A 23499-nucleotide genomic window follows, 5' to 3' on the forward strand; every position below is an offset into this window, starting at 1 on the left:
ATAAAATTTGTCAGATTTTGAGGGACTTGGTCTGGCTTTGGTGAAAATTGAAATAGTAAAAGGAAAGAAAATTTTGAGAGAAGGATTAATTAAGCGCATTTCACGCTTAATCTCTGTGTCTGCGAATGCAGTTGTGGACTCAGTTGAAGCCGCTGCACCAGAGTCAGTGATGGAACAGGCAATTCTGGATGTGGATGATGCGATTAAAGATGTGCGAGATCAGCTAGGGAAAGCAGAAGCATCTAAATATCTAAATAGTAGAACGTTAAACGAAGAAAAAACACGTCATAAACGTTTAGCTGAACAAATTACCATCGCTGTAAATGAAGGTCGTGATGATTTGGCTGAAGTCGCCATCGCCAAGCAAATGGATATTGAGGTGCAGCTTCCAATTTTAGAGAAAGCGATCAGTGAAAATGAGATAGAAATAAAGGAACTAGGTTCTTATATTCTTGCTCTGCAAGGTAAGAAGCGTGAAATGAGTGGGCAATTACAGGAATTTATTGCAGTCAATAAAAATGCAAGAGGTAGCGTTGTTACTGATGAATATGGTAGGGATAGAAAGTCGAAAGCCCAGGTAGAACAAGCTACAGATGCATTTAATCGAGCAATAGGTAGTACAGCTATATCGACATTTGATTCCGAAATAGATGCCAGTAAGTTAGCAGAGCTTGAGGAGTTTGCACGAAATAATCGTGTGAAAGAACGTTTAGCCAAAATTAAATCGGGGGGCTGATGATATTTTTGTTGCAAGATCAAAACCTGATCTTCACTGGCGCGCTATTTTTAATGTTTATGATAGCGCTTCTTGAAGGCGTGATGACATTGATTGGTGTTGGTATTTCAGACTTACTGGATAACGTACTACCAGATTTTAATGTTGACGTACCAGACACAGGGTTATCAGGGGGGATGACTAAACTACTCGGATGGTTACGCTTTGGGGAAGTGCCTGCACTTATCCTGTTAGTTACTTTTTTGGTTGGTTTTGGAGTAACGGGCTTATTAATCCAAATACTCGTGGAGTCATTCTTTGGGTATCTTTTGCCGGGCGGTTTACTTGCTGTCGGAGTCCTTTTCCTGGCTCTCCCCCAGGTACGTTTTGTTGGCAATATCATGCGACGCTTTGCCGTGGGTGATGAATCTGAGGCAGTTGAGAGAAACTCCTTTATTGGCCGTGTAGCGATTATTACGATCGGCAGAGCAGAAATCGGTTCACCGGCAGAGGCGCGTTTTAGTGATGAATACGGAACCACACACTATGTAATGGTGGAGCCGGATGAGAGTGAAATATTTAATCAGGGGGATAAGGTGTTGCTGGTTGAAGAGCTGGGAGCACATTTTCGAGTAACTCGCCCCAGCAGTATACATCTTATGGAGAATAACTAAATGGAGAATCTAGCAGTGATAGGAAACCTTCCAATTATGGTATTTATTGCCGGGGCTGTGTTAGTGGCCCTGATTGTTATTGGGACTATTTTTGCACGGCTTTATACCCGTGCCTCTAAAGAGCGTTCTTTTGTGCGTACCGGTATGGGTGGGCAAAAAGTTATTATGAATGGTGGTGCACTGGTATTACCGGTGTTACATGAAATTATTCCGGTGAATATGAATACCCTGCGCCTTGCGGTATCCCGCAAAGAGCACCAGGCGCTGATTACCAAGGATCGCATGCGTGTGGATGTACTTGCGGAATTCTATTTGCGCGTGAAGCCCGATGCCGAGGCGATTGCCAATGCGGCACAGACTTTGGGCCTACGCACTCTGGACCCGGAAGCCTTGAAGGAAATGATTGAGGGTAAATTTGTCGATGCGCTTCGCTCTGTGGCCGCCGAAATGGAAATGGCAGAGTTACATGAGCAACGCAGCCAGTTTGTACAAAAAGTGCAACAGGTAGTTTCTGAGGATTTGTTGAAAAACGGACTGGAACTGGAATCTGTTTCTTTGACCGGTCTGGACCAGACTCACAAAGAGTTTTTTAACCAGGATAATGTTTTCGATGCCGAAGGCCTTGCCAGCATGACCCGCTCTATTGAAGCGCGCCGCAAGGAAGTGAACGACGTCGAACAGGAAACTATGGTGCAGATCGAGAAGAAAAACCTCGAAGCAGAGCGCCAGAAACTGGAAATCGATAAGGAAAAACGTTACGCCCATTTGGAGCAACAGCGCGAGCTGGAAAATCGTGAAGCCGCACAAAAAGCTGATATTGCTCGTGAACTGGCCGCACAAGACAGGGCTGCGCGTCAGGCAGAAATTGAAGCCCAGCGTGAAGTTAGCCAATCCCAGATTGCCGCAGAGCAGGCGACTAAACTGTTGGAGATTGAAAAGGAGCGCCGCCTGAGAGAGCAGGAAATTGAGCGCGAGCGTATTCTCGATGAGCAGCGTATCTCCAAAGAGAAATCTGTAGAGATTGCGGAGCAGGAGCGGGCAATTGCCGTTGCGGAAAAATCCAAAGAGCAGTCCCAGGCAGACCAGCAGGCCAACGTTGCACTGGCTGAAGCGGTAAAAGCGGAGGAGCAGGTGCGCACTGCCAAGGACGTAGAAGTGGCAGAGCGTGATAAGCGCATTGAGATTATCGAAGCCCAGAAAGTGGCTGAGCGTCAGGCTACCGGTATTAAAGTAATGGCCGAAGCGGAGAAGTCAGCTGCAGAAGATAAAGCCGAAGCACTTCGCTTGCAGGCTTCTGCAGAGGCAGAGGCAATTCGTATCAAGGTCGAAGCAGATCGCGAGAAATACGCCGTGGATGCTGAAGGTCAGCGCCTGATGAACGAGGCATACAACAGTCTCAGTGAAGCTCAGATTGCATTGAAGAAGGTGCTGAGCCTGCATGAGAATCTGCCCAATATTATCCGTGAAAGTGTTAAACCGATGGAAAGTATTGATGGCATGAAAATTATTTCTGTCGAAGGTTTAAATGGTGTGGATGGTCGTGCCTCCAGTGGAATTCTGGATGGAGAGTCGGAAGCTAAAGGCCAAAGCCTGCCGGAAGCTTTAGTCGGCAGTGCTCTGAAGCACCGTGCGATGGCCCCCTTAGTGGATTCTCTCTTGAAAGAAGCGGGTGTTGGCAACTTAAGTAAACCCATTGAGACAGAGAGTTAATATTTTTCAGATTTGGTAGATAAACGATATTCGAGTTTTATTTACTAGTTACTTATCTGATAAAAACTCTAATCTCGCAACCCAGGTCTTTAAAAAAGATCTGGGTTATTTTTTATGGAAAAGAAATTATGAAACGCTGTACCAGTTGTAAAAAAGGTGTGCTCAAACCAGTTGTCATTGAGCAGTTGTTTCGTGCACATACCTGCTCAAGTTGTGGTGGGAACTGGATTCTGGTTGAAGACTATCTGACTTGGAAAAGAAAAAATCCCGAGTATAAGTTTTCCGATAATATAGCTGTGCTAAATGAAATCGTGGCCGAAGATACCAAGAAAGCTATTTTATGTCCGGTAACAGGCATGATCATGCAGAAGTTAAAAATTACTGCGGGTAGTGAGCACCGTTTAGATTATAGCCCGACAGTTGGTGGTATTTGGCTGGATAAAGGGGAGTGGGAGCTTCTGAGAGCTGAGGGGCTTGCTGCTTCTTTGAACTCATTGGTTACCCATGAGTGGCAGAAAAAGGTTAGGGATACTAGGGCACAAGAGACTTTTTCTGAGGTTTATAGAAGCAGATTTGGCGAAGAGCTATATGACAAAGTAAAAGAAATTCGAGAGTGGTTACATTCCCAAGAAAAGAAAGCAGATATTCTTGCCTATTTGACCGCGGAAGATCCTTATTCTGCGGAGCGATAATTACCAGTTTTGTAGTGATGTTGCCCTGGGAGCATGATTCATTTTTGTTTCCTTTAGCTGAGTAGTTGATGTTTATGTGCTATTTAAGTCGCTAATTGAAATGGCGTATCAATACTCTTTTTTTGATGTCGTCTTTAAAGGCTGAGTCGTCATTTAAATTATCCGTATTTGGATTTTATAAACTGATCTATTGGTAATGGAAAAAAATTGCATAAAATTGATAAAAGATTCTCAATTTTTTTCGTTAGGATTCTGGAAGCGCCTTTGAAGATTAAAATCTGGATGTTAACCTGATTAAGGTCGCTAATTTGGTTTGCTGCGACAACTAATATATAAAAATAACTAGGTTAGGAAAATGACTATCAAAAAAATTCTATTAGCGAGTTCTCTAATTTTTGCCTCTTCTTTAGCCGTGCCGGCTTTTTCTGCCAATCTTGTTTGCCAACTAAATGTTAAATCTGGCGGCCATGTAATGGGTAATGGCACTTCCCACTGTAATGGAATAGATTTCAGTTTTGGAAGCTCCACTTCTGGGAGTTGGAGTATTACCAATATCTCTAAATCTATTGATCGAGTCCATTGGGTAAAAGGCTGTAATTCTGGGCTCTCATGCGGTGTGACAGTCAGAGCTTATTCACCCAACGAGGCGCAGGCCTATATCCATTACAAGGATGGAAGTATCGAATATGTAACAGCCAACATGTGGTACGAAACTGGGCATTAAGTTAGTACTACGGCGCCGATTGTTCTATCGGCGCTTCTATTTACCAGTGGACATCTACTTAATCAGATAATACTCGCGTCGATTTTCTCACTTTAAATACGTGGCGAACCCTCTCATCATCGGCTTTTATTAAAGCCATGGAATACAAGGACTATTACAAGATTCTCGGTCTGGAGCGGAATGCTGATCAGGCGGAGGTCAAGCGTGCCTATCGAAAGTTGGCACGTAAATACCACCCCGATGTCAGTAGTGAGAAGGATGCCGAGGAGCGCTTTAAAGAGGTGAATGAGGCCTACGAAGTGCTTAAGGATCCAGAGAAACGTGCGGCCTATGATCAGTTGGGTAGTGGCTTTCAGTCCGGCCAGGATTTCCGGCCGCCCCCTAATTGGGATCAGGGGTTTGAGTTTCACGGTGGTGGTTATACTGATGCCGATAGTGAGGCCTTCAGCGATTTCTTTGAGAGCTTATTTGGGCGAGGCGGATTTAGTCAGGGCTATGGCGGCAGGCAGCGGCGCCAGTACAGTGCTCAGGGGGAAAACACCTACGCGCGAATCGCCATAGATCTGGAAGACAGTTATCGCGGCAGCAGTCGGCAGATTACCCTTAAACACACGGTGTTGGGGGAGGATGGGCGCCCGCAACTGCAGGAGCGCACACTAAACGTCAAGATTCCAAAAGGGATTACTGAAGGTCAGCAAATTCGTCTGGCCGGGCAGGGTGAAGCAGGCATCGGCGGCGGTAAACCCGGTGACCTTTACCTCGAGATCATTTTCAACTCTCACCATCTCTATCATACCGAGGGCCCAACGGTTTACCTGGACTTACCCATGGCTCCTTGGGAGATGGCCTTGGGGGCCAAAGTACAGGTACCAACACCGAGCGGGCCCCTGAAAGTTACCATCCCTGCCAATAGTGATAACGGCAAGAAGCTTCGCCTCAAGGGGCGGGGTATCCCCGCCAAACAACCTGGTGATATGTACATCGTGCTGCAGACAGTTACCCCCTCTGCCACTAGCGATGCTCAGCGTGAGGCCTATCGTCAATTCAGTAAGGCCTTTGACTTTAATCCGCGCCAATCCATGGGGAGCTGATAATGAGAGTTAGAAAGGCCGAACAGGTCACCGGTGTGCTGCTTGATGAAGAGAGTGAACTGAGTTTGAGCGAATTGTGTCGCGCCTGTGAGCTTCCTGCTGAACGTATATTGGCACTGGTGGAGGAAGGTATTATCGAGCCACGTGCGCGCAAACCCCGCTGGCGCTTTAGTGGTATTTGCGTGCGCAGGGTTCGTCGTGTCTACACGCTGGAGCGGGATCTTGGAGTCAATCTTGCCGGTGCTGCACTAGCGCTGGAATTACTCGAAGAGATAGAGCGGTTACAAGCGCAGCTGGCGCGATTAGAGCAGCGGCGAAAACGTTAGTATTTATTCATGGCTGGCTTGTAACAGTGGACCAATGACTTCAATTTTCTCAATCCAGATAACACCGTTGTAATTCTTAGGCAGGAAATTTAAATCCTCTGGTCGGTAGATAGCGGTAAGGCCGCCCTTTTTGTCTCGATGATCCAGCACTATGACTAAACTGCCGCTTTGGGCTACCCGCTCGATAAATCGGTTCGGCCAGCCCCAGAGTACCCAATGCCAGGTATTGGGTGCCATAACAATACTGTTGCGGCAAGCCTCGGGGATATAGCCGCTCCACCCAATCAGCAAATATCCCAGTGCACAACTTTTTGCGCTGTCCCTACTGAAGGCCAAAGCTTTGGGCCTTAACTCCCGTATTCTTGCGATTGGGAGGGGGCCGCCGTAGACCATTAAGCGGGAATCGGAGAGTAGTTGGTGTTGGCGTAAATAGTTATCCAGTCGGTCTGCTTCATTGGGGTCATTACTTTTTATATTGATCAGGAATTGTCGATCTGGGAAGTGTTGCAGAACTTCTTTCAATGTGGGTAGTAGTCCAATGCCCTGGCCGCGAAAAGGGAAGCTTTTTCCGCCATCAAAGGTGTACCCATAGCCGATATCGAGCTTCTTTAGGTCAGTGATGGCATGCTTCCGAGTGACGCCTCTTCCATTTGTACGGCAATCCAAAGTCCAGTCATGAAATACGGCAAATTCACCGTCGGTTGTGGGATGGATATCGAGTTCGACAATATCCGCGCCATGCGCAAATGCTGCTTCCATGGAGGGAATGGTGTTTTCAAGATAGCGGTGCTCAGGCTGGAATATGCGAATAGCCGTACAATCGTCACGCCCTAGATTATCGCGATTGTAGGTTTGGTAGACACCGCGATGGGAAATAAGAACGGGCTCGCCCTGGGGTGTTGGAGCCAACCAGGAAGCATTTAATAGGTAAATAGCTCCAAAGCCGAATAAAGAACCCAACATGCCAACTTTGGCAAAAAAGCTCCGCCTCATAAAAGCATCTCCGTCATTATTTCCCTTGAGGTGCTGCCAATACTAGCTGGCACTGGTCTGGAATAACGGGCTTTTTGGGGGCAAATTATGGCGAATTCAGGCGGTAAACTTGGGGTGGTGTGAAGCCACCCCAAGTACGGTCAAAGTGCGGCTTTAGTAATGGTGGTGATGAGGTAGCCAGTGTAGATAAGGTAAGCTGTCAAAAGAGCACCGCCTTCCCAGCGGTTGATTCGACCCTGGCCACGGAAGCCATAGGCGAAGACAAACAGGGCTAGGGTCAAGCCGATCACCATGGGCCAGTCTCTGGTGAGTACTTCCGGTGGCACACTGGACATGGGAGCGATAGTGCCGGCAATCCCCACCACGGCCAGCAGATTGAACATATTCGAACCCACCACGTTGCCTATCGCAATATCGTGTTCGCCTTTGCGCGCGGCTACTATGGTGGCTGCCAGTTCTGGTAGAGAAGTACCGAGGGCGACAATAGTAAGGCCGATAATCAGATCGCTAACGCCCAGCGATTCGGCGATGGTCACTGCGCCCCAAACCAACAACCGCGAGCTGACAATCAGAAGTACCAAGCCGGCGACTACCCAGAACAGAGCCCGGCCCAGGGGCATGGCGTGTTCTTCCAGCTCCTCAGCGACCTCACCTTCCAGATTATCGCCTTTGCCGCGCAGGGCGGAGAATACACTCCAACCGATCAAGCCGAAGAAACCCAGTAACAGAATGATTGATTCCCAGCGCTCCAGCTTGTCATTCCATAGGAAGGCGCCACTCAGAAGAGTGATGGCCATTAATAGCGGTAGCTCTTTGCGCACAATTTTCGAATGTACGCTCAAGGGAATTATCAGGGCGCTGAGGCCAAGGATCAGGCCGGTATTGGTGATATTGGAACCATAGGCGTTGCCCAGGGCCAGGCCGGGGCTGCCATCCAGCGCGGCAATGGCTGAAACTACCATCTCAGGGGCAGAAGTACCGAAACCGACAATCACCATGCCGATCAACAGCGTGGGCATACCGGCGTGCTTGGCTGTGGCAGCGGCGCCTTCCACGAAGCGGTCAGCACTCCAGACCAGCACAATAAAGCCGGCGATAATGGCGAGAGCGGCGAGAAGCATAGGCAGTCCTCAAAAGATACAGGCGGATTGGGGCATGGCCCGACAAACGGTCAGCGATTGTACCGGCTCTCGGCGTCACAATCAGTGAATTGCTGAGAAGGTAGGCGCGATATCTGTAAAAAATCGAAAGTGTCCCGCCAGTCAGATGGTTCCGCTGCCAGTGTGGGCTACAGTCAATGCATGGCCCGGTAAATCTACGGGATGGCTGAGAGGCTCTGTGCCCCGGTGCGAAGCCCGCTCAGTTGGTGGAGATGTCGGGTATGTTTACGCGGGTCGCACAGAGCCATGGGCGGCGGATTCCGCGACATCCATGTCACCGGCCACTCGCCGGCTAGTTAGGAGGCCTATATGCAATTCAAAGCTTCAATCGGAATACTGGCGGCTGCGCTGGTGCTGACCCTCTCCGCTTGTGAACAGAGGAAAAAGGAAGAGACCATGGACAAAGGCGGTATGGGCACTGCTGAAACCGGGTGCTGCCAGCATGCAGAAAGTGCCTGCGCCGGGGATGTTACCAAATCCCAGTGCGACCAGATGAGCGGCAAGTTTCATAAAGAGCATATGTGCCGCACCGATACTGGTAAGTGCGCTCGTAAATAGCATCTGCTGCTGAGGGTGCGGTACAAGCCTGTGCTGCGCCTCTCTTTCTCACCTGAATCGCTTATCTAGCGGTGTTTCTTACAATTCACGTGAATGCATAATCTCCTCATATTTAGTGACTGAATGCTGCCTTTGGGTACGTATTCCTGGTCCCCTTGACATTAGTTACATCTGCAACTAACTTCCTTTGCGCTAGAAATTAACCAGCGCGCAGCCCCGATAAATGGCGCCGCGATGATAAGAGACGGAGGACTGCATGGCCGACTTATTTGAGAACCCGATGGGTTTGGATGGCTTCGAATTTGTAGAATTCACTGCGCCGGAGAAAGGCATTCTCGAGACTGTGTTTAGCGCCATGGGCTTTACTAAGGTGGCCAGCCACCGCTCTAAAGCCGTGGAGTTGTGGCGCCAGGGTGATATCAACTTTGTCACCAACTACGAGCCCGACAGCCACGCCTACTACTATGCCCAGGAGCATGGTCCCTCTGCCTGTGGCCTGGCCTTCCGGGTGAAAGATGCCAAGTTTGCCTACGAAGAAGCTCTGCGCAAGGGCGCTCAGCCGGTAGATGTACAGACAGGCCCGATGGAGCTGAAACTGCCGGCTATCAAGGGTATCGGCGGTGCGACCCTGTACCTGATCGACCGCTACGAAGATGGTGAGTCTATCTACGATATCGACTTTATCTGGGAAGAGGGCGTAGAGCGCCGCCCCGAAGGTTGTGGTTTCCACACTCTGGATCACCTTACCCACAACGTGTATCGCGGCCGTATGGATTACTGGGCCAAGTATTACGAAGACCTGTTCAACTTCCGCGAGATTCGTTACTTCGATATCAAAGGCGAATACACCGGCCTGCTGTCCAAGGCGATGACTGCACCGGATGGCAAGATCCGTATTCCGCTAAACGAAGAAGCAGCTGGTGGCGGCGGCCAGATCGAAGAGTTCCTGATGAAGTACAACGGCGAAGGTATCCAGCATATCGCCTTTGCTTGTGATGACTTAATTGCCTGTTGGGATCGCCTGAAAGAGCGCGGCATGGAGTTTATGACCCCGCCGCCGGACACCTACTACGAAATGCTGGAAGAGCGCCTGCCTGGGCACGGTGAACCTACCGAGGAATTCCAGAGCCGCGGCATCCTGCTGGATGGCACCACTGAGGGTGGCCAGCCGCGTCTGTTGCTGCAAATTTTCTCTGCCAATATGCTTGGCCCGGTATTCTTCGAGTTTATCCAGCGCAAGGAAGACGAAGGGTTCGGCGAGGGCAACTTCAAAGCCCTGTTTGAATCCATTGAGCGCGACCAGCTCAAGCGTGGCGTCATTAAAGAAAAGGAATAACAATCGGAGGCTTCAATGGGCATTAAGCGCATTCACCACGTGGCGTATCGCTGCAGGGACGCCAAGGAGACCGTGGAATTTTACCGCGATCTTCTCGGCATGGACTTTCAGCTGGCCATTGCCGAAAACGAGGTACCCTCAACCGGTGAGCCGGACCCTTACATGCACGTCTTTATGGATGCGGGTATGGGGAATGTGCTTGCCTTCTTCGAAATCCCCAACTCCCCGGAGATGGGGCGCGATGAGAACACACCCAAATGGGTGCAGCATATCGCTTTCGAAGTGGAGTCCATGGAAGAAATGCTTGAGACCAAAGCGCGACTGGAAGCGGCCGGGGTCGACGTACTCGGCCCTACCAATCACACGATTTTCCAGTCGATCTACTTCTTCGACCCCAACGGCCATCGTATCGAGCTGGCCGCCAATACCGCCAAGCCCGGTATGCATAGAGAGCTGAAGCGGGTTGCTGAGGATATGTTGGAAGAGTGGTCACGTACTAAAAAAGCCCCAAGGCACGCCGCCTGGATGCATGGGGAAGAAGAATTTGTGGAAAAAACTGAAGGGGAGGCACAGTGAAGTTAGCCAGCCTTAAATCCGGCCGCGATGGCCAATTGGTTGTTGTTAGCGACGATCTTACCCGTATGGTGCCAGCTGGCGATATTGCCCCCACCATGCAGAGTGCATTGGACAACTGGGCAGCCGTCAGTGGCGAGCTGGAGAAGCTGCACGAGCGTTTGCACAACGGCGAGATTGCCGGAGAGCCATTCGAGCAGAGCCTATGTGCATCGCCTCTACCGCGCGCCTATCACTGGGCCGATGGCAGCGCTTACGTGAATCATGTTGAGCTGGTGCGTAAAGCCCGCGGTGCAGAGGTACCGGAGAGCTTTTACAGTGATCCGCTCATGTATCAGGGCGGTTCCGATACCTTCCTGGCTCCGCGCGAGCCGGTGAAGATGCCGCAAAGCAATGGCTTTGGCATCGACTTCGAAGCAGAAATAGCCGTGATTACCGACGATGTGCCTATGGGGGTGTCCGCCGAGGATGCGTTGTCCCACATCAAACTGATAATGCTAGTGAACGATGTTTCCCTGCGTGGTTTGATTCCTGCGGAATTGGCTAAGGGGTTTGGCTTCTACCAATCCAAACCCTCCAGTGCTTTCTCACCGGTATGCGTGACTCCAGAGCAGCTGGGTGAAAACTGGCGTGAAGGCAAACTGCACTTGCCACTGGTTTCCCACCTGAATGGCGAGAAGTTTGGTGAGCCCAATGCCGGAGTGGATATGACGTTCCACTTTGGCCAGCTGGTTGCCCATGCAGCCAGAACCCGCCCACTTTGTGCGGGCACCATTATTGGTTCCGGTACTGTATCCAATAAGTTGGATGGCGGTCCCGGCAAACCGGTAGCAGAGGGTGGAGTCGGCTACAGCTGCATTGCAGAGATCCGTATGATTGAGACCATCCAGAATGGCTCAGCGAGCACGCCGTTTATGGACTTTGGCAACACTATCGCTATCGAGATGTTCGATGGTGAAGGTCAGTCTATTTTTGGGCGTATCGAGCAGACAGTGGAGAAGGTTTAATATCACCTTTTTGCCACAGTTTATGTCGTAAAAAAGGGGCAACCGTTAGGTGGCCCTTTTTTATTTAGACACCTTTTATTTAGATTGCTTTTAGTTAGACCCCAAGCCGACGCATGGAAAGTAATGGCATTTGCCGCCGTATATTGGCCAACTTTTCAGCTTCTAATGTGGCAGTGATGACTGCTTCACCCTCGCCGGCTTCGGCCAGAATTTCACCCCAGGGATCAATAATCGCGGAATGTCCCCAGGTACGTCTTTTCTCCGAGTGGGTCCCCCCCTGATTGGCTGCAATTACAAAGCAGCCGTTCTCAATCGCACGTGCTTGCAACAGGGTCATCCAGTGTGCCCGCCCTGTGGTGTGGGTAAATGCCGCAGGCACCAAAAAAATCTCAGCACCGGCTATGGCTAGCTGGCGGTAGAGTTCGGGAAAGCGCAGATCAAAACAGATACTGAGCCCCAGAGCCCCCCAGGGCGATGTCGCCACACAGGGCTCGTTGCCGGGTTCAATACTGGCGGATTCACGATAGCTGCCGGTAGCGTCCTCAACTTCCACATCAAATAAATGTATTTTGTCGTAGCGAGCCAGCAAAGCGCCTTGATCGTCGAATAGCAGGCACGCTGAGCGGCTGCGCTTCCCCTCAGTAGGGCTACCGTCGGCTCGCTCCAGTAAGGGTATCGAGCCTGCGACCAGCCAGATACCCAGCTCCTCTGCCCAATTTGCAAGTGCGTGTTGAATGGGTTGTCTATCTGCATTGGCTTTACCAGAAATGCAAAAAGGTTCGGCCACGGAAAAACTACCTTTATCCGAGAAATGCGCAAAGTTTTCCGGCAGTAGTATCAGTTGCGCGCCGTGCCCGGCAGCTTCCACAAGCAGTTTGTAGGCCTGTGAGAGATTATTTGTAACGCTCTCGCCACTGACCATTTGCACTGCTGCAACACAAAGGCTTTTCACTAAGGGTCTCCTTTTTCTCCAATTTTATTACGGAGTATTGATAAAGCTAAAACCTGATAATGAGAATGAAATGTAACAGAATGATAATTCTCCCTTTGCTAGCCCCACTTATCTTGAGGCGAACTTTGGAGAGGGTGAACCCCATATTGGTTTAACAAGCTCTTTTTTAGTGTAGGTCCAGTTTCGTAGGGGGATGGCTACTGAAATTTCTCAATAGTTTTCTGCAAAAATTTCCCTCACCATTTTTTCTTTATACTTTTTAAGCAATTAAAAAACTGGGTGGTTTTGTATATGGTCTTAGCAGAAATGGTAATTTCGAGGGAAAGCACTACCAATTAAAATTTCAGCAGATAATTTTTAGAATCTTACTATCTGTTTTTATCGTGGTTGAACAAAAAAAATACCACTATAGCCAATAAAATTTGGCCAGCACCACTTAAAACCTCCCTTCAAAATAAGTATTTATGCGGCCTGGAAAAAGAGTGCCAGAGTCGATTTAAAAAGCTTTTCTATTTCCTGTTGGCGCTGAAACTTTTCTGCTTCAATGCCGGCCCAATCTGATAAGTGGCGTAGAAAAATTCCACGAAATTTTTAAAAGGGATTTTAAAAGCGCTTTTCTTGCCTAGTAGAAGTGAGAGAATAAAAAATGCCTATTTGGGTCGACAAAACCATTCTTACCGTAACTGGTACACGTGTACAGCCCGTGCAACAAGCGGTGCCCAGATACAATGGAGTAATTGTCAAGGACTTTAGCCAATGCTTCGACCCGGTGAAGGGGTTGATCACCATGCATGAAGATACTGCTGGTGGTGTGTGTGAATCCCTCTCGGCTTTTTGGATGAAGTATCACTCTGAAGGCGGTACTTTGTGGAGCTGGTTATACCCCAATAACACGCTCGATGAGCGCCATCTCTATCATGTGATGACTTTACAACAGGCAGGCATGCACGATGATCAGGATCGGATTACCGAAGCCTGGTTGGGGGTGCAAAACCTGTATCCTGTCAGTCAGAATATTTTTGGAGGGGCTTTCCCCAATGGGCGTGGTGGTAATACGATTCGTGGTATTAATAATCCGCGCAGAGCCAATGGGCAGAGCGGTTTGTTCTCTCCCAATGCCTTGGCTAGGGAAATTATTCTCGATCAAACGGGCGGAGCGGGCTGCTATAAAAAAATCAGCCTGGATGGCACTTTCGCCGGTCACACCATGGCTGCCTGGGTAGCGCAAGACATCGCTTTCTTTGATCCGAACTTTGGCGAATTCTGGTTTGAATCCCGCGCTTCTTTCTTTAATTGGTTTACCCAATCCTTCTGGTATCAGTCTATGTATTCCGCCGGTTTGAGTGGTGGCTTTGCTATTCGCTCTTATGCGCGCAGGGGCTGATTAGTCACCAATAGTGTGGGAGTTGCAGCCACTGCGGCTCCCACAGTCCTCTCAATTCACACCCTTTTATGTAATCAATCTTCAACCACCTCGTCCTCAAGTCACGAACTATCTCGGTTTCAGAGTCACGGAAAACAATCTTGCAGTGTGTCACTCATGTTAAGGTTGGCCGGTCATAACGAATATCAATTTCGATGAGCATAAACTTAGCGATTAAATGGAGAGCAGCGTGAAATCCGGCAAGGCCCTGGCAAAACACTTTAAGCGGCTATCTGGCGTTATCTTGGCCACTTGTGTACTAACCCCAGTATCTTGGGCCACAACGGCAACAGAACAGCTCCAGGATGTGATCGAAGATCACTGGCAGTATCGTCTGCGCGAGGATCCAATTACTGCGGGACGTATGGGGGTGTCGGACTATAACCGTCAGTTGCCGGGGGTGACTGCTGAGGATAGGGCGCGTCGGTTGAAGTCCGAGCAAAAATTGCTGCAGCGCTTGCAAACGATAGACGCTAGTGAATTAGCGGATTCGGACAAGGTTAATCGGGAGTTGCTCACCTGGGTACTGGAAAACTCCATCGAGGCCAATCAGTTATTCTTGAAGCGTATACCGCTCAATACCTTCTCTAGTTTCTTCGGTACGGCCCTGGATGCGCACAGTGGCCTGGCGATGGCCAGTGTTGCGGATTATGAGGATTACATCGCTCGTATCCGCGAGTTTGGCCGCTTCTTTGATGAGAATATTGCCAATATGCGCGAGGGTATTCGCACAGGTTTTGTTTTGCCCAAAATAGTGGTGCAAGGCATAGCCCCTACGGTGCGAGCTCAGGTTTATAAAGACCCAACTAAAAGCAGCTTGTATAAGCCATTTGCGGAGATGCCTGCTGCAATTACTACTGAAGAGCAGCAGCGGCTGCGCAATGCCGGCAAAGAAGTTATTGCACAGGTGGCTATTCCGGCTTTTGACCGTGTAGCAAACTTCCTGGAAGGGGATTACCTGAAAGCCGCCAGTGAGACCCTTGGGGCTGAACAGCTGCGTGGTGGTAAGGATTACTATCGCTACAATATCGGCTATTACGTCACCTTGGATATGGATCCAACGGAAATTCACCGCACAGGTTTGGCCGAGGTGAAGCGTATTCGTGCGGAAATGGAAGCGTTAATAAAGGAATCTGGTTTTAAAGGTAGCTTTGCGGAATTTACTCACTTTCTGCGTACGGACCCCCAGTTCTATGCCAAAACGCCGGAAGAGCTGCTAAAGGAGACTGCCTATATCTCCAAGCGAATCGACTATGTGTTGCCGCAGTTCTTTAATCTGCTGCCACGCACCCCCTATGGCGTCGTTCCGGTACCCAGCGAAATCGCGCCCAACTACACCACGGCCTCCTATAATCCTGCCGCTATCGGTGGCACCCGTGGTGGGGCCTATTGGCTGAATACACACGGCCTGGATCAGCGCCCCTTATATGAACTGCCTGCACTGACTTTACACGAGGCGGTACCCGGTCATCACTTGCAAGGTGCTTTGTCTCAGGAACTGGAGAATGTACCGGACTTCCGCCGAGAACTTTACTTAAGCGCTTTTGGTGAGGGATGGGCGCTTTACTCCGAGCGCCTTGGCAAGGAGATGGGCTTATATACAACGCCTTATGAACACTTTGGTCGTCTCAGCTATGAAATGTGGCGTGCGGCACGTTTGGTGATTGATACCGGTATTCACTCTCAGGGCTGGACTCGCCAGCAGGCGCTCGATTTCCTCTCCAGTAATACCTCGCTATCTCCCGCGAATGTACGCGCAGAAGTGGATCGTTATATATCCTGGCCGGGCCAAGCCCTCTCTTACAAAATGGGAGAAATTAAGATCCGCCAGTTACGCGCTCAAGCGGAAAAGGAGTTGGGAGAAAAATTTGATCTGCGTGCTTTCCACGATGCACTGTTAAAAAATGGAGCCCTACCGCTTTCCATGTTGGAAGAGCAGATGCAACGGTTTATTGCGGAGCAGAAAGCCTCTTAAAGTGTCTTGTTTTGCAATCCCACTCTTCATTGTTAGGGCGGGATTGCAAGAATAAGCCGGCGTATAACCGGCAAATTATTGATACAAACGGTAAAGCAGCTTGTTTTCAGATAAAATCTATCCATCCCATAGCGTGTGCGTATTTTATTAGCATCCCGCTACACATCAGTACGACTACCCCTCTCAAATAGGTGGGGTTGATTTTAAAAAGGCAGTGTGACCCTATCCATGCACCTATGACTTGTCCAGCCATCATCAAAATGCCTATGACCCATACCACTTGCCCTGCAACTAAAAATACCAATAAAGAGGCTACGTTGGTGGAGAAGTTAAGAGGCTTTGCCATTGCGGTGGCTGTCAATAAATCTTGTCCTCGGCAAGCAATGCCTGACAAGGTGAAAAATGACCCAGTCCCAGGCCCAAACATGCCGTCGTAGTATCCAATAAATGGAATTACCCCATATTGATATTTCTTGCTAGATAGTTTTGGTTCATCATTATTCTGGGCTATAGCCGGAGAAATCAGAAAGTAAATAGCAATAAATAACAGTACTATAGGGATGACAAAAGATAAGATGTCAGTATTGATAAGTTGTACGGCTATGGTTCCAATAGCGGCTCCAATAAAGGCGGATAGCATCAACCTCCTAACCCCATCCCAGCTTACTTTTTTACCCCTAATCATCATATAAGTGGCTGTTGCTGTACCGATACTGCCTTGTAATTTATTGGTACCTAAGGCAGATAGTGGTGGAACACCGCTTAAGATTAAGGCCGGAACGGTTATCAGGCCGCCGCCACCCGCTAATGTATCGAGTAGGCCGGCAACAATAGCAACGAAAAATAAGATAAGTAATAACTCTGTAGAGAAGCTAGCGAAATCCAAAAAGATACCTCCTTTCGCTTACTGTTAGATTTATTAGCTAATAAAGCCTGAATATTTTTTACAGGAAGAAGCATTTATAAATTTCCCGCCAAACTAATAAGAAATAACTTATTTCTGACGAAGAAATACCCGTCTAATTTGCTTTCTCTTTCCCCTGCCACCACATCAGGAAGTCCTCTCCCACTGAATACTGGGGCAGGGAGTGGCGGCTTCTGCTAATTTCCTGCTCCTGCTCCATTTCGGTTACTTTTAATTTTGTAGCTTCAAACCAGGCTTCAGGATTGTCCACACCTTGGTTAAGGGCCTCACCGTAAAGGGCTGAGCTAAACCAGGTGCGCTGAGAGTCGTCACTGCAACCAAAGGAGCTGCGGTCGGCAGCGGCTGAAGTAAAGATTACTCTGTTGGGGTTATTTAAAGCTTCTATCCACTGTCCGGAAAAGCAAGCCGAAATTATGATCCATTGGTGCTGGGCGTTAATATTGTCTAACCACTGTTGCCCATCTTTTAGAGATAGGTCGTTAAGTGGTATTTCACCTTCGGCAATTTTGAAGTCTCCATTGCGAGCACCATGGCTTACAAGGTGCACCAGAAGCAGATCTTCTTTGGGGTCCATCAGTTGATCTAGAGCTGTTAGACTTTCCTGGATACTGGTTCGAGTGGCCAAGGGAAAACCGTAACCGCCACCGTTACTAAGGCGCAGCAGTCGCTGGTCGATATCAAAAGCTTTATCTAGGCGTTCTGCCACCCACTCCAGCTCCCTTGCAAATACCGGAGAGGTACCATCACCACCTACTAGTAGTGTGTAAATATCACGGATGCCGGGTCTTTGTGGGGGCAGTGCGTTTATAGCATTTCGTAAGCGTTCACTCTCACTGTAGAGGCGGGTTTCCGCTTGGGCGCCGGGTATATTCGCCAGTGCGCGCCAAGCAGCTTCGCTAGGGTAATAAATACCTTCGGAGAAATAGCCAGGTTTCTCGATAATGTTGCCTTCAGCATCCGTACTAATTTGTGTACCTTCCCCCTCAGCTTCCCCATAGCTGAATGTGGCATGGATCACAGTGCCGTCAGGCTGAGTGAGTTCACCCTCGCCAGAGTATGAGCCGTACTCGAAGCCGCCGGTATAACGATAGCCATCGCTATCCGAGTAGTTGCCTTGTATTAAATAGCCGTTTTCAAAAGTGCCCTGATAAAGGCTGCCATCATCGGTACTGAGTTTGCCTTCGCCATGAGGGTCAAAAGCCAAAAACTCGCCATGGTAAATGTCACCGTCATCCCAATTTAACGTACCGTTTTTTAGCTCCCCTTCAAGGAATTCACCTATCCACACAGTTCCATTGCAGGTATAGCGACCTTTGCCGTGGGGCTCCCCATTGAGAAACTCGCCTTCATAAGTACAACCATCATTTCCGGTTAATACGCCTTCGCCCGTCATGCGGCCTTCTCGAAAGAAGCCACGATAAAGGCTGCCATTGGGCCATTCGAGTTGGCCCTGCCCATGAAATAGGCCGTTTAACATATCGCCCTTGTATACCGAGCCATCTGGCAAGGCGGTTCCGCCTGCAAACTGAGTTGGCTCGCAGGCACTGAGTAAAAAAATAAGCGGGAAAAAGTAGATAGATCTCATTCCATGATCCAGCATCAGGGTTTAGGAATGAGACTAACAAAAAATGGTGCCAGGCGGCCTCTATGTTTTATTCAGTTGGTCGAATTTAAGACCGTATTTATCTAAAAGTTGGCGTATCCGGTGAGAGTCGTTATTGGATTTTTTTGCTGTGCGGCTTACTTGGAACAGTTTGCGTCCGGCCGCCGCCATAGAGTTGGACTCCTCACAAACTTGAATCAGTCCCGCCAGCTTGATCTGCTCGTAGTAATCCATCTGTTCGATGCGGTCACGGCCCAACAAAGTTTCAATACGGGCCAAGGGCAGTGATGACTTACTCTGTGGGCTTTGCCACTTAATCTGTAATCTGTGAATTTCCTCCTCCACTACCTGGGTCGTGATACGCCCGCCGTCGGCGAGGGTGCCCATGCGCAGGATACTGGCGTTAAGATCGCGAAAGTTCGCTGACCAGCTGGCCTCTACCGAGCGGCCAAAGTTCAGGTACCTCTCCCGCGCCGCTTTATTGAAGCTCACCAGGTGGCCAGACTTTGTGGAGAAGGCTTCAAGCTCAAAGTCGATATTGGGTTCCAGGTCTTCAATACGCTCACGCAGAGAGGGTAGGCGGTAGGTCCATAAGTCGATACGGGCCAGCAGGTCTGCACGAAACTTACCCTCGCGACTGAGCTGTACTAGATCCCGGTTGGTGCCAGCGATCAGCTGGAAGTGACTGCTCACTTCTTTATCTGAGCCAAAGGGCATAAAGCGCTTGTGCTCTATGGCCCGCAGTAGCATTGCCTGTTCGTCCAGTCCCAACTCGCCAATCTCATCCAGAAATAGCAGACCCTTATCCGCCTCCATTAATAGCCCAGGGCGGTGTGTGGTGGCACCGGTAAAGGCCCCTTTGCGGTGGCCGAATAGGGCGGACATGGCATTCTCACCACGCAGGGTGGCGCAGTTTACTGCTACCAGGCCTCCTTCCAATTTTCCGCGTTGTTTACGTAACTCATAGACACGCTGGGCCAGCTGGGATTTTCCTGCCCCCGTCGGTCCTGTAATGAGAATGGGCGCATCGGAGCGAATAGAGACCTGCTCTAACTGCTCGATCATCTGGTTAAAGGCCTGGTTGTTGGTTTCGATACCGCCTTTCAGGTAGGTGGTGCCCTCCTGGTGTTCTCGCTGGAAACGTGAGGCAATCTGGTCGTACTTGGATAGATCCAAATCGATAATCTGGTACTGATCCGGCAAATTACTGTTTTTCTGTGCAGGAGAAGTTTGCAGCAGGCGCCCAGGGAAATAACCGGCCTCTGTGAGCAGGTAGAGACAGATCTGGGCCACGTGGGTGCCAGTTGTGATATGTACCAGGTATTGCTCCTGATCCGGCTTAAAAGCGTAATCGCGGGCGAAATCCAGCAGGTTGCTGTACACACTCTCGAAATCCCAGGGGTCATTGAAGTTGACCCGGTGATGGACCACGTTGGTTTCAGGGGAAATACGTGCAATGTCCTCAGTGACCTGGTCTGCCAGGTTTTTCGAGTGGTTGTCGAAAAGGAGCTCAAGCCGATCGATCAGCAGGTCATCGTGCTGGCACATAGAGATATTGGGGCGCCACTTGTCCCAACGCTTGTCACTTTTACCGCGCCGATCTTTAGTCGTGCCGAGAATACTGATAGCTACTGTTTTCATACTATCTAAAATAATAAATAGCTATCTTAAAAGATAGATTTTCTATACATCGTACTGGGCTAACCCTCCCTTAGAACGCTACTGATAAAATAATTTTTTCATAAAAAACAATGAGTTACAGAAATTGGGAAAGTTTCTGCAAAAGTTGGCACTCAATTCGCTATATCAATGGCAAAAGAAGCGCGTGAAGTGGTAAACGCGGTTTCATGAGATTCTTAAAGGAGCGAGAGATGAAACCATTGCCGTATGAAGTGATGCAGGCAGGTGGGGTACCGATTAAGTCTTGGACCTTAGGTGTGCCCTTTGAAGAAGAAGCCAGGGCGCAGCTTAAAAATATTTCGCAGTTGCCTTTTATCCACAAGTGGGTGGCGGCAATGCCCGATGTACACCTGGGCAAAGGCGCCACCATTGGCAGTGTGGTACCCACCCTGGGAGCGGTAATCCCCGCAGCCGTGGGTGTGGATATTGGCTGTGGCATGATGGCAGTCCGCACCAGCCTCACTGCAGCACAGCTGCCAGACAACCTGGCGGGCGTCCGCAGTGCTATTGAGCGCGCCGTGCCCCACGGCCGCACTGGTCGGCACCGGGGTAGGGGTCGGGATAAGGGGGCCTGGGAGAATCCGCCGGACGATGCACTTGCCGGCTGGGCACCTTTGGCAGCGCAGTTTGAGGTGCTGAAAGAGAAGCACCCAGTATTGAAAAATACAAATAATATCAATCACTTGGGAACGCTTGGTACCGGTAATCACTTTATTGAGATGTGCCTGGATGAGCAAGGCAGCGTGTGGTTGATGTTGCACAGCGGCTCTCGTGGTGTGGGTAACCGTATTGGTACCTACTTTATCGAAAAGGCCAAGCGGGATATGGAACGCTGGCATATCCACTTGCCCGATAGTGACTTGGCCTATTTCACTGAGGGTAGTGAGCATTTCAATGACTATGTGCAGGCGGTGGAGTGGGCGCAGGAATTTGCTCGCATCAACCGTGAAGTCATGATGGTACGCACTATTGGCGCGGTGAAGCAGGCACTGGGTATGGATTTTGAGGCGCGTATGGAGGCGGTAAACTGCCATCACAATTACGTTTCCCGCGAACAACACTACGGCAAGGAGGTACTGGTAACGCGCAAGGGCGCTGTAAGGGCGCGTGTTGATGAAATGGGCATTATTCCCGGAAGTATGGGGGCCAAGTCTTTTATTGTGCGGGGGTTAGGAAACGAGGAAAGCTTCTGCAGCTGTAGCCATGGTGCCGGGCGGGTGATGTCCCGCACCAAGGCGAAAAAACTGGTATCCCTGGAAGAGCATCACGCGGCTACTGTCGACGTGGAATGCCGTAAAGATGAAGGTGTGATCGACGAAACCCCATCGGCCTACAAACCTATTGAGAAGGTTATGGCAGCACAAAAAGACCTGGTGGAAATCGTTTACACCCTCAAGCAGGTAGTCTGTGTCAAAGGATAGTTAGCACCGGCCAGGGATAAGGCGTTTAATAGTGAGGAATGTCGGAAGTTATGCCCAAAGGGCAGGCTCTCCGCAAGCAAGTTTGAATGTTTGTGTTCCAGTCAGCGGAGCCGGTTCTGTATGCCGGCCTGGCACCCCCGACGCTGGCGGTAGGTGTACCCACTGGGGCAATCTTCAAACGCTAACTTTGTCGCTCAATTGGTAGAGCAACCGTTAAATCGGTTTGTTACAGGTTCGATTCCTGTCAAAGTCATGTCGCCTGGAAAGCGACTTTAAGGGAAGGCGAGAGCCTGGGGTTCGAGTCCCCACAAAGAAGCCTTCTTTGTTGAAATCTATCCGGGGCCTACAGTGCCTTATGGTTTCGGTTATTGGGAATTGCAGCAATAGCTAGCCATAAAGGCACGCCGGCGGCAGTGTCGCCTTGCGTGGGTTTACGCTGTGCGTGTGGATTACAGCATTTGCATTGATTCTATTTTGGCCAAGGATGTTGGCTTCGTTACCCAGGATGGGTGCAAGAAGAACTTTGCAGAACCGCTGTATTTTGCACCCTCTGTGTATAAGCGTTGGGCCACTCTGAGATCGAGTGGGCCCCACCCTAAAGGAATAAAATGATAAGAGATCGGAGAAATGAAGTCTCTCTTTAAAATATGGAAGATTGTCAATGTGGCTGATAACGAGCGAGCACTGCTGTTTCGCCGCAGCCGATTTGAAAGGGTGCTGCCACCAGGGCGTCACCGTATTTGGCTGCTCTCAGGTGATGTACGGGTGGAGACCTATGATATTACTGAGGTGGTTTTTGATGCGATTAAAGCAAAATTCCTACTGAATACTTATAGCGAAGTGTTAGGTGAATATTTGCAGTCCTACGAATTGTCTGATCAGCAAGTCGGACTTTTCTATCGGGATGGTAACCTGGTAGATATCCTTCCCCCTGGTTCATACCGGGCCGTATGGAAAGGAGGGGAAACCGTTCGTGTAGGTATTGTGGATATTTCCAGGGAATACACCATTGATGACAATGTACTGGGGCTTCTCGGTCGCGGTGCCTGCGCAAGCCAAATACGCATCGCTGCTCAGGCGGTAAGCTATAACGAAGTTCCCGATGAGCATGTGGGTCTTTTAGTTGTCAATGGAAAGTTGGAGAAAGCGCTGCAGCCGGGTCGCTATGGGTTTTGGAAATACAATCGCTCTATCGCAGTGAAATTGATAGATATGCGCCTGCAAACTATTGAAGTGAGTGGCCAGGAAATTCTAACCAAAGATAGAGTTAGCCTGCGTATCAACTTAAGTGGCAGTTTCAAGATTACAGATCCACAGCGGGTGGCATTGAAGCTCAGTGATTATAAAAACCATATTTATCGTGAATTACAACTAAGTTTGCGTGAAGCGGTGGGTACCCAGACTCTGGATAGCTTATTAGCAGATAAAGATCGGCTGAATATTGTTATTGCAACGGGGATCCATAAAAAACTAGCGCATTACGGTATCGAAATTGTCAGTGTCGGAGTGAAAGATATTATCTTACCGGGCGACATGAAGATGATTCTTAATCAGGTAGTGGAAGCTCAGAAGGAGTCTGAAGCGAATTTAATAAAGCGTCGTGAAGAGACCCAGGCTATGCGCTCCCTGCATAACACTGCCAAGATGATGGATAACAATCCTACATTACTGCGTCTAAAAGAATTGGAATCCTTAGAAAAAGTCAGTACACGCATCGATAAAATTTCAGTTTATGGCGGCCTAGAAGGCGTTCTTAATGATCTGGTGAAACTGCGTCCAACAGCTTAAGGTAGCAAGCCACCGAGTAAGCTTTGAGTTTTAAGGACTTAGGCAGTGACTAAGATAGACGGTGCTCAGGGGAAGGGCCGCAGACAGATTTTGCGGACCTCCCTTACTTTGTCCTTGTGCCTGGGAATGCCGATTCTTATTAAAACTATTCGTGCAGGCCGTAAAAGCCTGGC

At 49.4% G+C, this 23499-nt stretch carries 21 protein-coding genes; 15 read left to right on the plus strand and 6 right to left on the minus strand.

Going from position 1 to position 23499, the window contains the following annotated elements:
• Positions 1 to 7 precede the first annotated feature (7 nt).
• The 7 genes from ACJJI0_RS15915 (at position 8) to ACJJI0_RS15945 (ending at position 5932) form a co-directional block, all read left to right on the plus strand.
• Positions 8 to 736 (plus strand): PspA/IM30 family protein, encoded by a 729-nt coding sequence (locus ACJJI0_RS15915; RefSeq protein ID WP_444883345.1) that lies wholly within the window; start codon positions 8 to 10, stop codon positions 734 to 736.
• Positions 736 to 1389 (plus strand): YqiJ family protein, encoded by a 654-nt coding sequence (locus tag ACJJI0_RS15920; RefSeq protein WP_444883346.1) that lies wholly within the window; start codon positions 736 to 738, stop codon positions 1387 to 1389. The genes ACJJI0_RS15915 and ACJJI0_RS15920 overlap by 1 nt, the downstream gene beginning before the upstream one ends.
• On the plus strand, positions 1390 to 3099 hold the full coding sequence (locus tag ACJJI0_RS15925; protein ID WP_444883347.1) for a flotillin family protein: 1710 nt from the start codon (positions 1390 to 1392) through the stop codon (positions 3097 to 3099).
• Between the two features lie 128 nt (positions 3100 to 3227).
• On the plus strand, positions 3228 to 3791 hold the full coding sequence (locus ACJJI0_RS15930; protein ID WP_444883348.1) for a TFIIB-type zinc ribbon-containing protein: 564 nt from the start codon (positions 3228 to 3230) through the stop codon (positions 3789 to 3791).
• 355 nt (positions 3792 to 4146) lie between these two features.
• Positions 4147 to 4515 carry a hypothetical protein gene (locus ACJJI0_RS15935; RefSeq protein ID WP_444883349.1) on the plus strand — a complete coding sequence of 123 codons (369 nt, stop codon included), beginning with the start codon at positions 4147 to 4149 and terminating at the stop codon, positions 4513 to 4515.
• A gap of 137 nt (positions 4516 to 4652) precedes the next feature.
• Entirely contained in the window at positions 4653 to 5606 is a 954-nt protein-coding gene (locus ACJJI0_RS15940) for a DnaJ C-terminal domain-containing protein (protein WP_444883350.1), read from the plus strand.
• A 2-nt stretch (positions 5607 to 5608) separates the two neighbouring features.
• On the plus strand, positions 5609 to 5932 hold the full coding sequence (locus ACJJI0_RS15945; RefSeq protein WP_252084074.1) for a chaperone modulator CbpM: 324 nt from the start codon (positions 5609 to 5611) through the stop codon (positions 5930 to 5932).
• A gap of 3 nt (positions 5933 to 5935) precedes the next feature.
• On the opposite strand, the gene ACJJI0_RS15950 is transcribed toward ACJJI0_RS15945, so the two are convergent.
• Together ACJJI0_RS15950 and ACJJI0_RS15955 are read right to left on the minus strand one after the other, a co-directional pair.
• Positions 5936 to 6925: a glycerophosphodiester phosphodiesterase family protein gene (locus ACJJI0_RS15950; protein WP_444883351.1), complete on the minus strand. Its 990-nt coding sequence runs from the start codon at positions 6923 to 6925 to the stop codon at positions 5936 to 5938.
• Positions 6926 to 7065: 140 nt separating this feature from the next.
• Positions 7066 to 8046, minus strand: coding sequence for a calcium/sodium antiporter (locus tag ACJJI0_RS15955; RefSeq protein WP_252084076.1), 981 nt, complete (start codon positions 8044 to 8046; stop codon positions 7066 to 7068).
• 348 nt (positions 8047 to 8394) lie between these two features.
• Here ACJJI0_RS15955 and ACJJI0_RS15960 point away from each other — a divergent pair, with 348 nt between their 5' ends.
• The 4 genes from ACJJI0_RS15960 (at position 8395) to ACJJI0_RS15975 (ending at position 11559) form a co-directional block, all read left to right on the plus strand.
• Complete coding sequence (locus tag ACJJI0_RS15960) at positions 8395 to 8643, plus strand: hypothetical protein (RefSeq protein ID WP_444883352.1); 249 nt, start codon at positions 8395 to 8397, stop codon at positions 8641 to 8643.
• Between the two features lie 256 nt (positions 8644 to 8899).
• Positions 8900 to 9979 carry a 4-hydroxyphenylpyruvate dioxygenase gene (gene hppD, locus ACJJI0_RS15965; protein ID WP_444883353.1) on the plus strand — a complete coding sequence of 360 codons (1080 nt, stop codon included), beginning with the start codon at positions 8900 to 8902 and terminating at the stop codon, positions 9977 to 9979.
• Positions 9980 to 9994: 15 nt separating this feature from the next.
• Positions 9995 to 10555, plus strand: coding sequence for a VOC family protein (locus ACJJI0_RS15970; RefSeq protein ID WP_444883354.1), 561 nt, complete (start codon positions 9995 to 9997; stop codon positions 10553 to 10555).
• Entirely contained in the window at positions 10552 to 11559 is a 1008-nt protein-coding gene (locus ACJJI0_RS15975) for a fumarylacetoacetate hydrolase family protein (RefSeq protein ID WP_444883355.1), read from the plus strand. Before ACJJI0_RS15970 ends, ACJJI0_RS15975 begins: the two co-directional genes overlap by 4 nt.
• A gap of 94 nt (positions 11560 to 11653) precedes the next feature.
• Here the strand turns inward: ACJJI0_RS15975 and ACJJI0_RS15980 are convergent, their stop codons facing one another.
• Positions 11654 to 12511: a carbon-nitrogen hydrolase family protein gene (locus tag ACJJI0_RS15980; RefSeq protein ID WP_444883356.1), complete on the minus strand. Its 858-nt coding sequence runs from the start codon at positions 12509 to 12511 to the stop codon at positions 11654 to 11656.
• 646 nt (positions 12512 to 13157) lie between these two features.
• Here ACJJI0_RS15980 and ACJJI0_RS15985 point away from each other — a divergent pair.
• Both ACJJI0_RS15985 and ACJJI0_RS15990 read left to right on the plus strand, forming a co-directional pair.
• Positions 13158 to 13895 carry a YopT-type cysteine protease domain-containing protein gene (locus tag ACJJI0_RS15985; RefSeq protein ID WP_252084082.1) on the plus strand — a complete coding sequence of 246 codons (738 nt, stop codon included), beginning with the start codon at positions 13158 to 13160 and terminating at the stop codon, positions 13893 to 13895.
• A 229-nt stretch (positions 13896 to 14124) separates the two neighbouring features.
• Positions 14125 to 15909, plus strand: coding sequence for a DUF885 domain-containing protein (locus tag ACJJI0_RS15990; RefSeq protein ID WP_444883357.1), 1785 nt, complete (start codon positions 14125 to 14127; stop codon positions 15907 to 15909).
• 106 nt (positions 15910 to 16015) lie between these two features.
• Here ACJJI0_RS15990 and ACJJI0_RS15995 read toward each other — a convergent pair whose 3' ends face one another.
• The 3 genes from ACJJI0_RS15995 to rtcR form a co-directional block, all read right to left on the minus strand.
• Positions 16016 to 16795 (minus strand): TSUP family transporter, encoded by a 780-nt coding sequence (locus ACJJI0_RS15995; RefSeq protein ID WP_444883358.1) that lies wholly within the window; start codon positions 16793 to 16795, stop codon positions 16016 to 16018.
• A 133-nt stretch (positions 16796 to 16928) separates the two neighbouring features.
• Positions 16929 to 18419 carry a C13 family peptidase gene (locus ACJJI0_RS16000; RefSeq protein WP_444883359.1) on the minus strand — a complete coding sequence of 497 codons (1491 nt, stop codon included), beginning with the start codon at positions 18417 to 18419 and terminating at the stop codon, positions 16929 to 16931.
• 60 nt (positions 18420 to 18479) lie between these two features.
• On the minus strand, positions 18480 to 20078 hold the full coding sequence (rtcR, locus tag ACJJI0_RS16005; protein ID WP_444883360.1) for an RNA repair transcriptional activator RtcR: 1599 nt from the start codon (positions 20076 to 20078) through the stop codon (positions 18480 to 18482).
• Positions 20079 to 20308: 230 nt separating this feature from the next.
• Between rtcR and ACJJI0_RS16010 the strand changes: the two genes are divergently transcribed.
• Both ACJJI0_RS16010 and ACJJI0_RS16015 read left to right on the plus strand, forming a co-directional pair.
• Complete coding sequence (locus tag ACJJI0_RS16010; protein ID WP_444883361.1) at positions 20309 to 21538, plus strand: RtcB family protein; 1230 nt, start codon at positions 20309 to 20311, stop codon at positions 21536 to 21538.
• 627 nt (positions 21539 to 22165) lie between these two features.
• Positions 22166 to 23326 carry a slipin family protein gene (locus ACJJI0_RS16015; RefSeq protein ID WP_444883362.1) on the plus strand — a complete coding sequence of 387 codons (1161 nt, stop codon included), beginning with the start codon at positions 22166 to 22168 and terminating at the stop codon, positions 23324 to 23326.
• Positions 23327 to 23499 lie beyond the last annotated feature (173 nt).

This window comes from Microbulbifer mixtoriginis (SeqCode), from assembly GCF_052466695.1.

Coding starts and splice junctions, on each gene's coding strand:
- ACJJI0_RS15930 (WP_444883348.1), top strand. CDS start 3,228: ATGAAACGCTGTACCAGTTGTAAAAAAGGTGTGCTCAAACCAGTTGTC.
- ACJJI0_RS15925 (WP_444883347.1), top strand. CDS start 1,390: ATGGAGAATCTAGCAGTGATAGGAAACCTTCCAATTATGGTATTTATT.
- hppD (WP_444883353.1), top strand. CDS start 8,900: ATGGCCGACTTATTTGAGAACCCGATGGGTTTGGATGGCTTCGAATTT.
- ACJJI0_RS15955 (WP_252084076.1), bottom strand. CDS start 8,046: ATGCTTCTCGCCGCTCTCGCCATTATCGCCGGCTTTATTGTGCTGGTC.
- ACJJI0_RS16000 (WP_444883359.1), bottom strand. CDS start 18,419: ATGAGATCTATCTACTTTTTCCCGCTTATTTTTTTACTCAGTGCCTGC.
- ACJJI0_RS16015 (WP_444883362.1), top strand. CDS start 22,166: ATGAAGTCTCTCTTTAAAATATGGAAGATTGTCAATGTGGCTGATAAC.
- rtcR (WP_444883360.1), bottom strand. CDS start 20,078: ATGAAAACAGTAGCTATCAGTATTCTCGGCACGACTAAAGATCGGCGC.
- ACJJI0_RS15920 (WP_444883346.1), top strand. CDS start 736: ATGATATTTTTGTTGCAAGATCAAAACCTGATCTTCACTGGCGCGCTA.
- ACJJI0_RS15945 (WP_252084074.1), top strand. CDS start 5,609: ATGAGAGTTAGAAAGGCCGAACAGGTCACCGGTGTGCTGCTTGATGAA.
- ACJJI0_RS15960 (WP_444883352.1), top strand. CDS start 8,395: ATGCAATTCAAAGCTTCAATCGGAATACTGGCGGCTGCGCTGGTGCTG.
- ACJJI0_RS15950 (WP_444883351.1), bottom strand. CDS start 6,925: ATGAGGCGGAGCTTTTTTGCCAAAGTTGGCATGTTGGGTTCTTTATTC.
- ACJJI0_RS15985 (WP_252084082.1), top strand. CDS start 13,158: ATGCCTATTTGGGTCGACAAAACCATTCTTACCGTAACTGGTACACGT.
- ACJJI0_RS15935 (WP_444883349.1), top strand. CDS start 4,147: ATGACTATCAAAAAAATTCTATTAGCGAGTTCTCTAATTTTTGCCTCT.
- ACJJI0_RS15940 (WP_444883350.1), top strand. CDS start 4,653: ATGGAATACAAGGACTATTACAAGATTCTCGGTCTGGAGCGGAATGCT.
- ACJJI0_RS15970 (WP_444883354.1), top strand. CDS start 9,995: ATGGGCATTAAGCGCATTCACCACGTGGCGTATCGCTGCAGGGACGCC.
- ACJJI0_RS16010 (WP_444883361.1), top strand. CDS start 20,309: ATGAAACCATTGCCGTATGAAGTGATGCAGGCAGGTGGGGTACCGATT.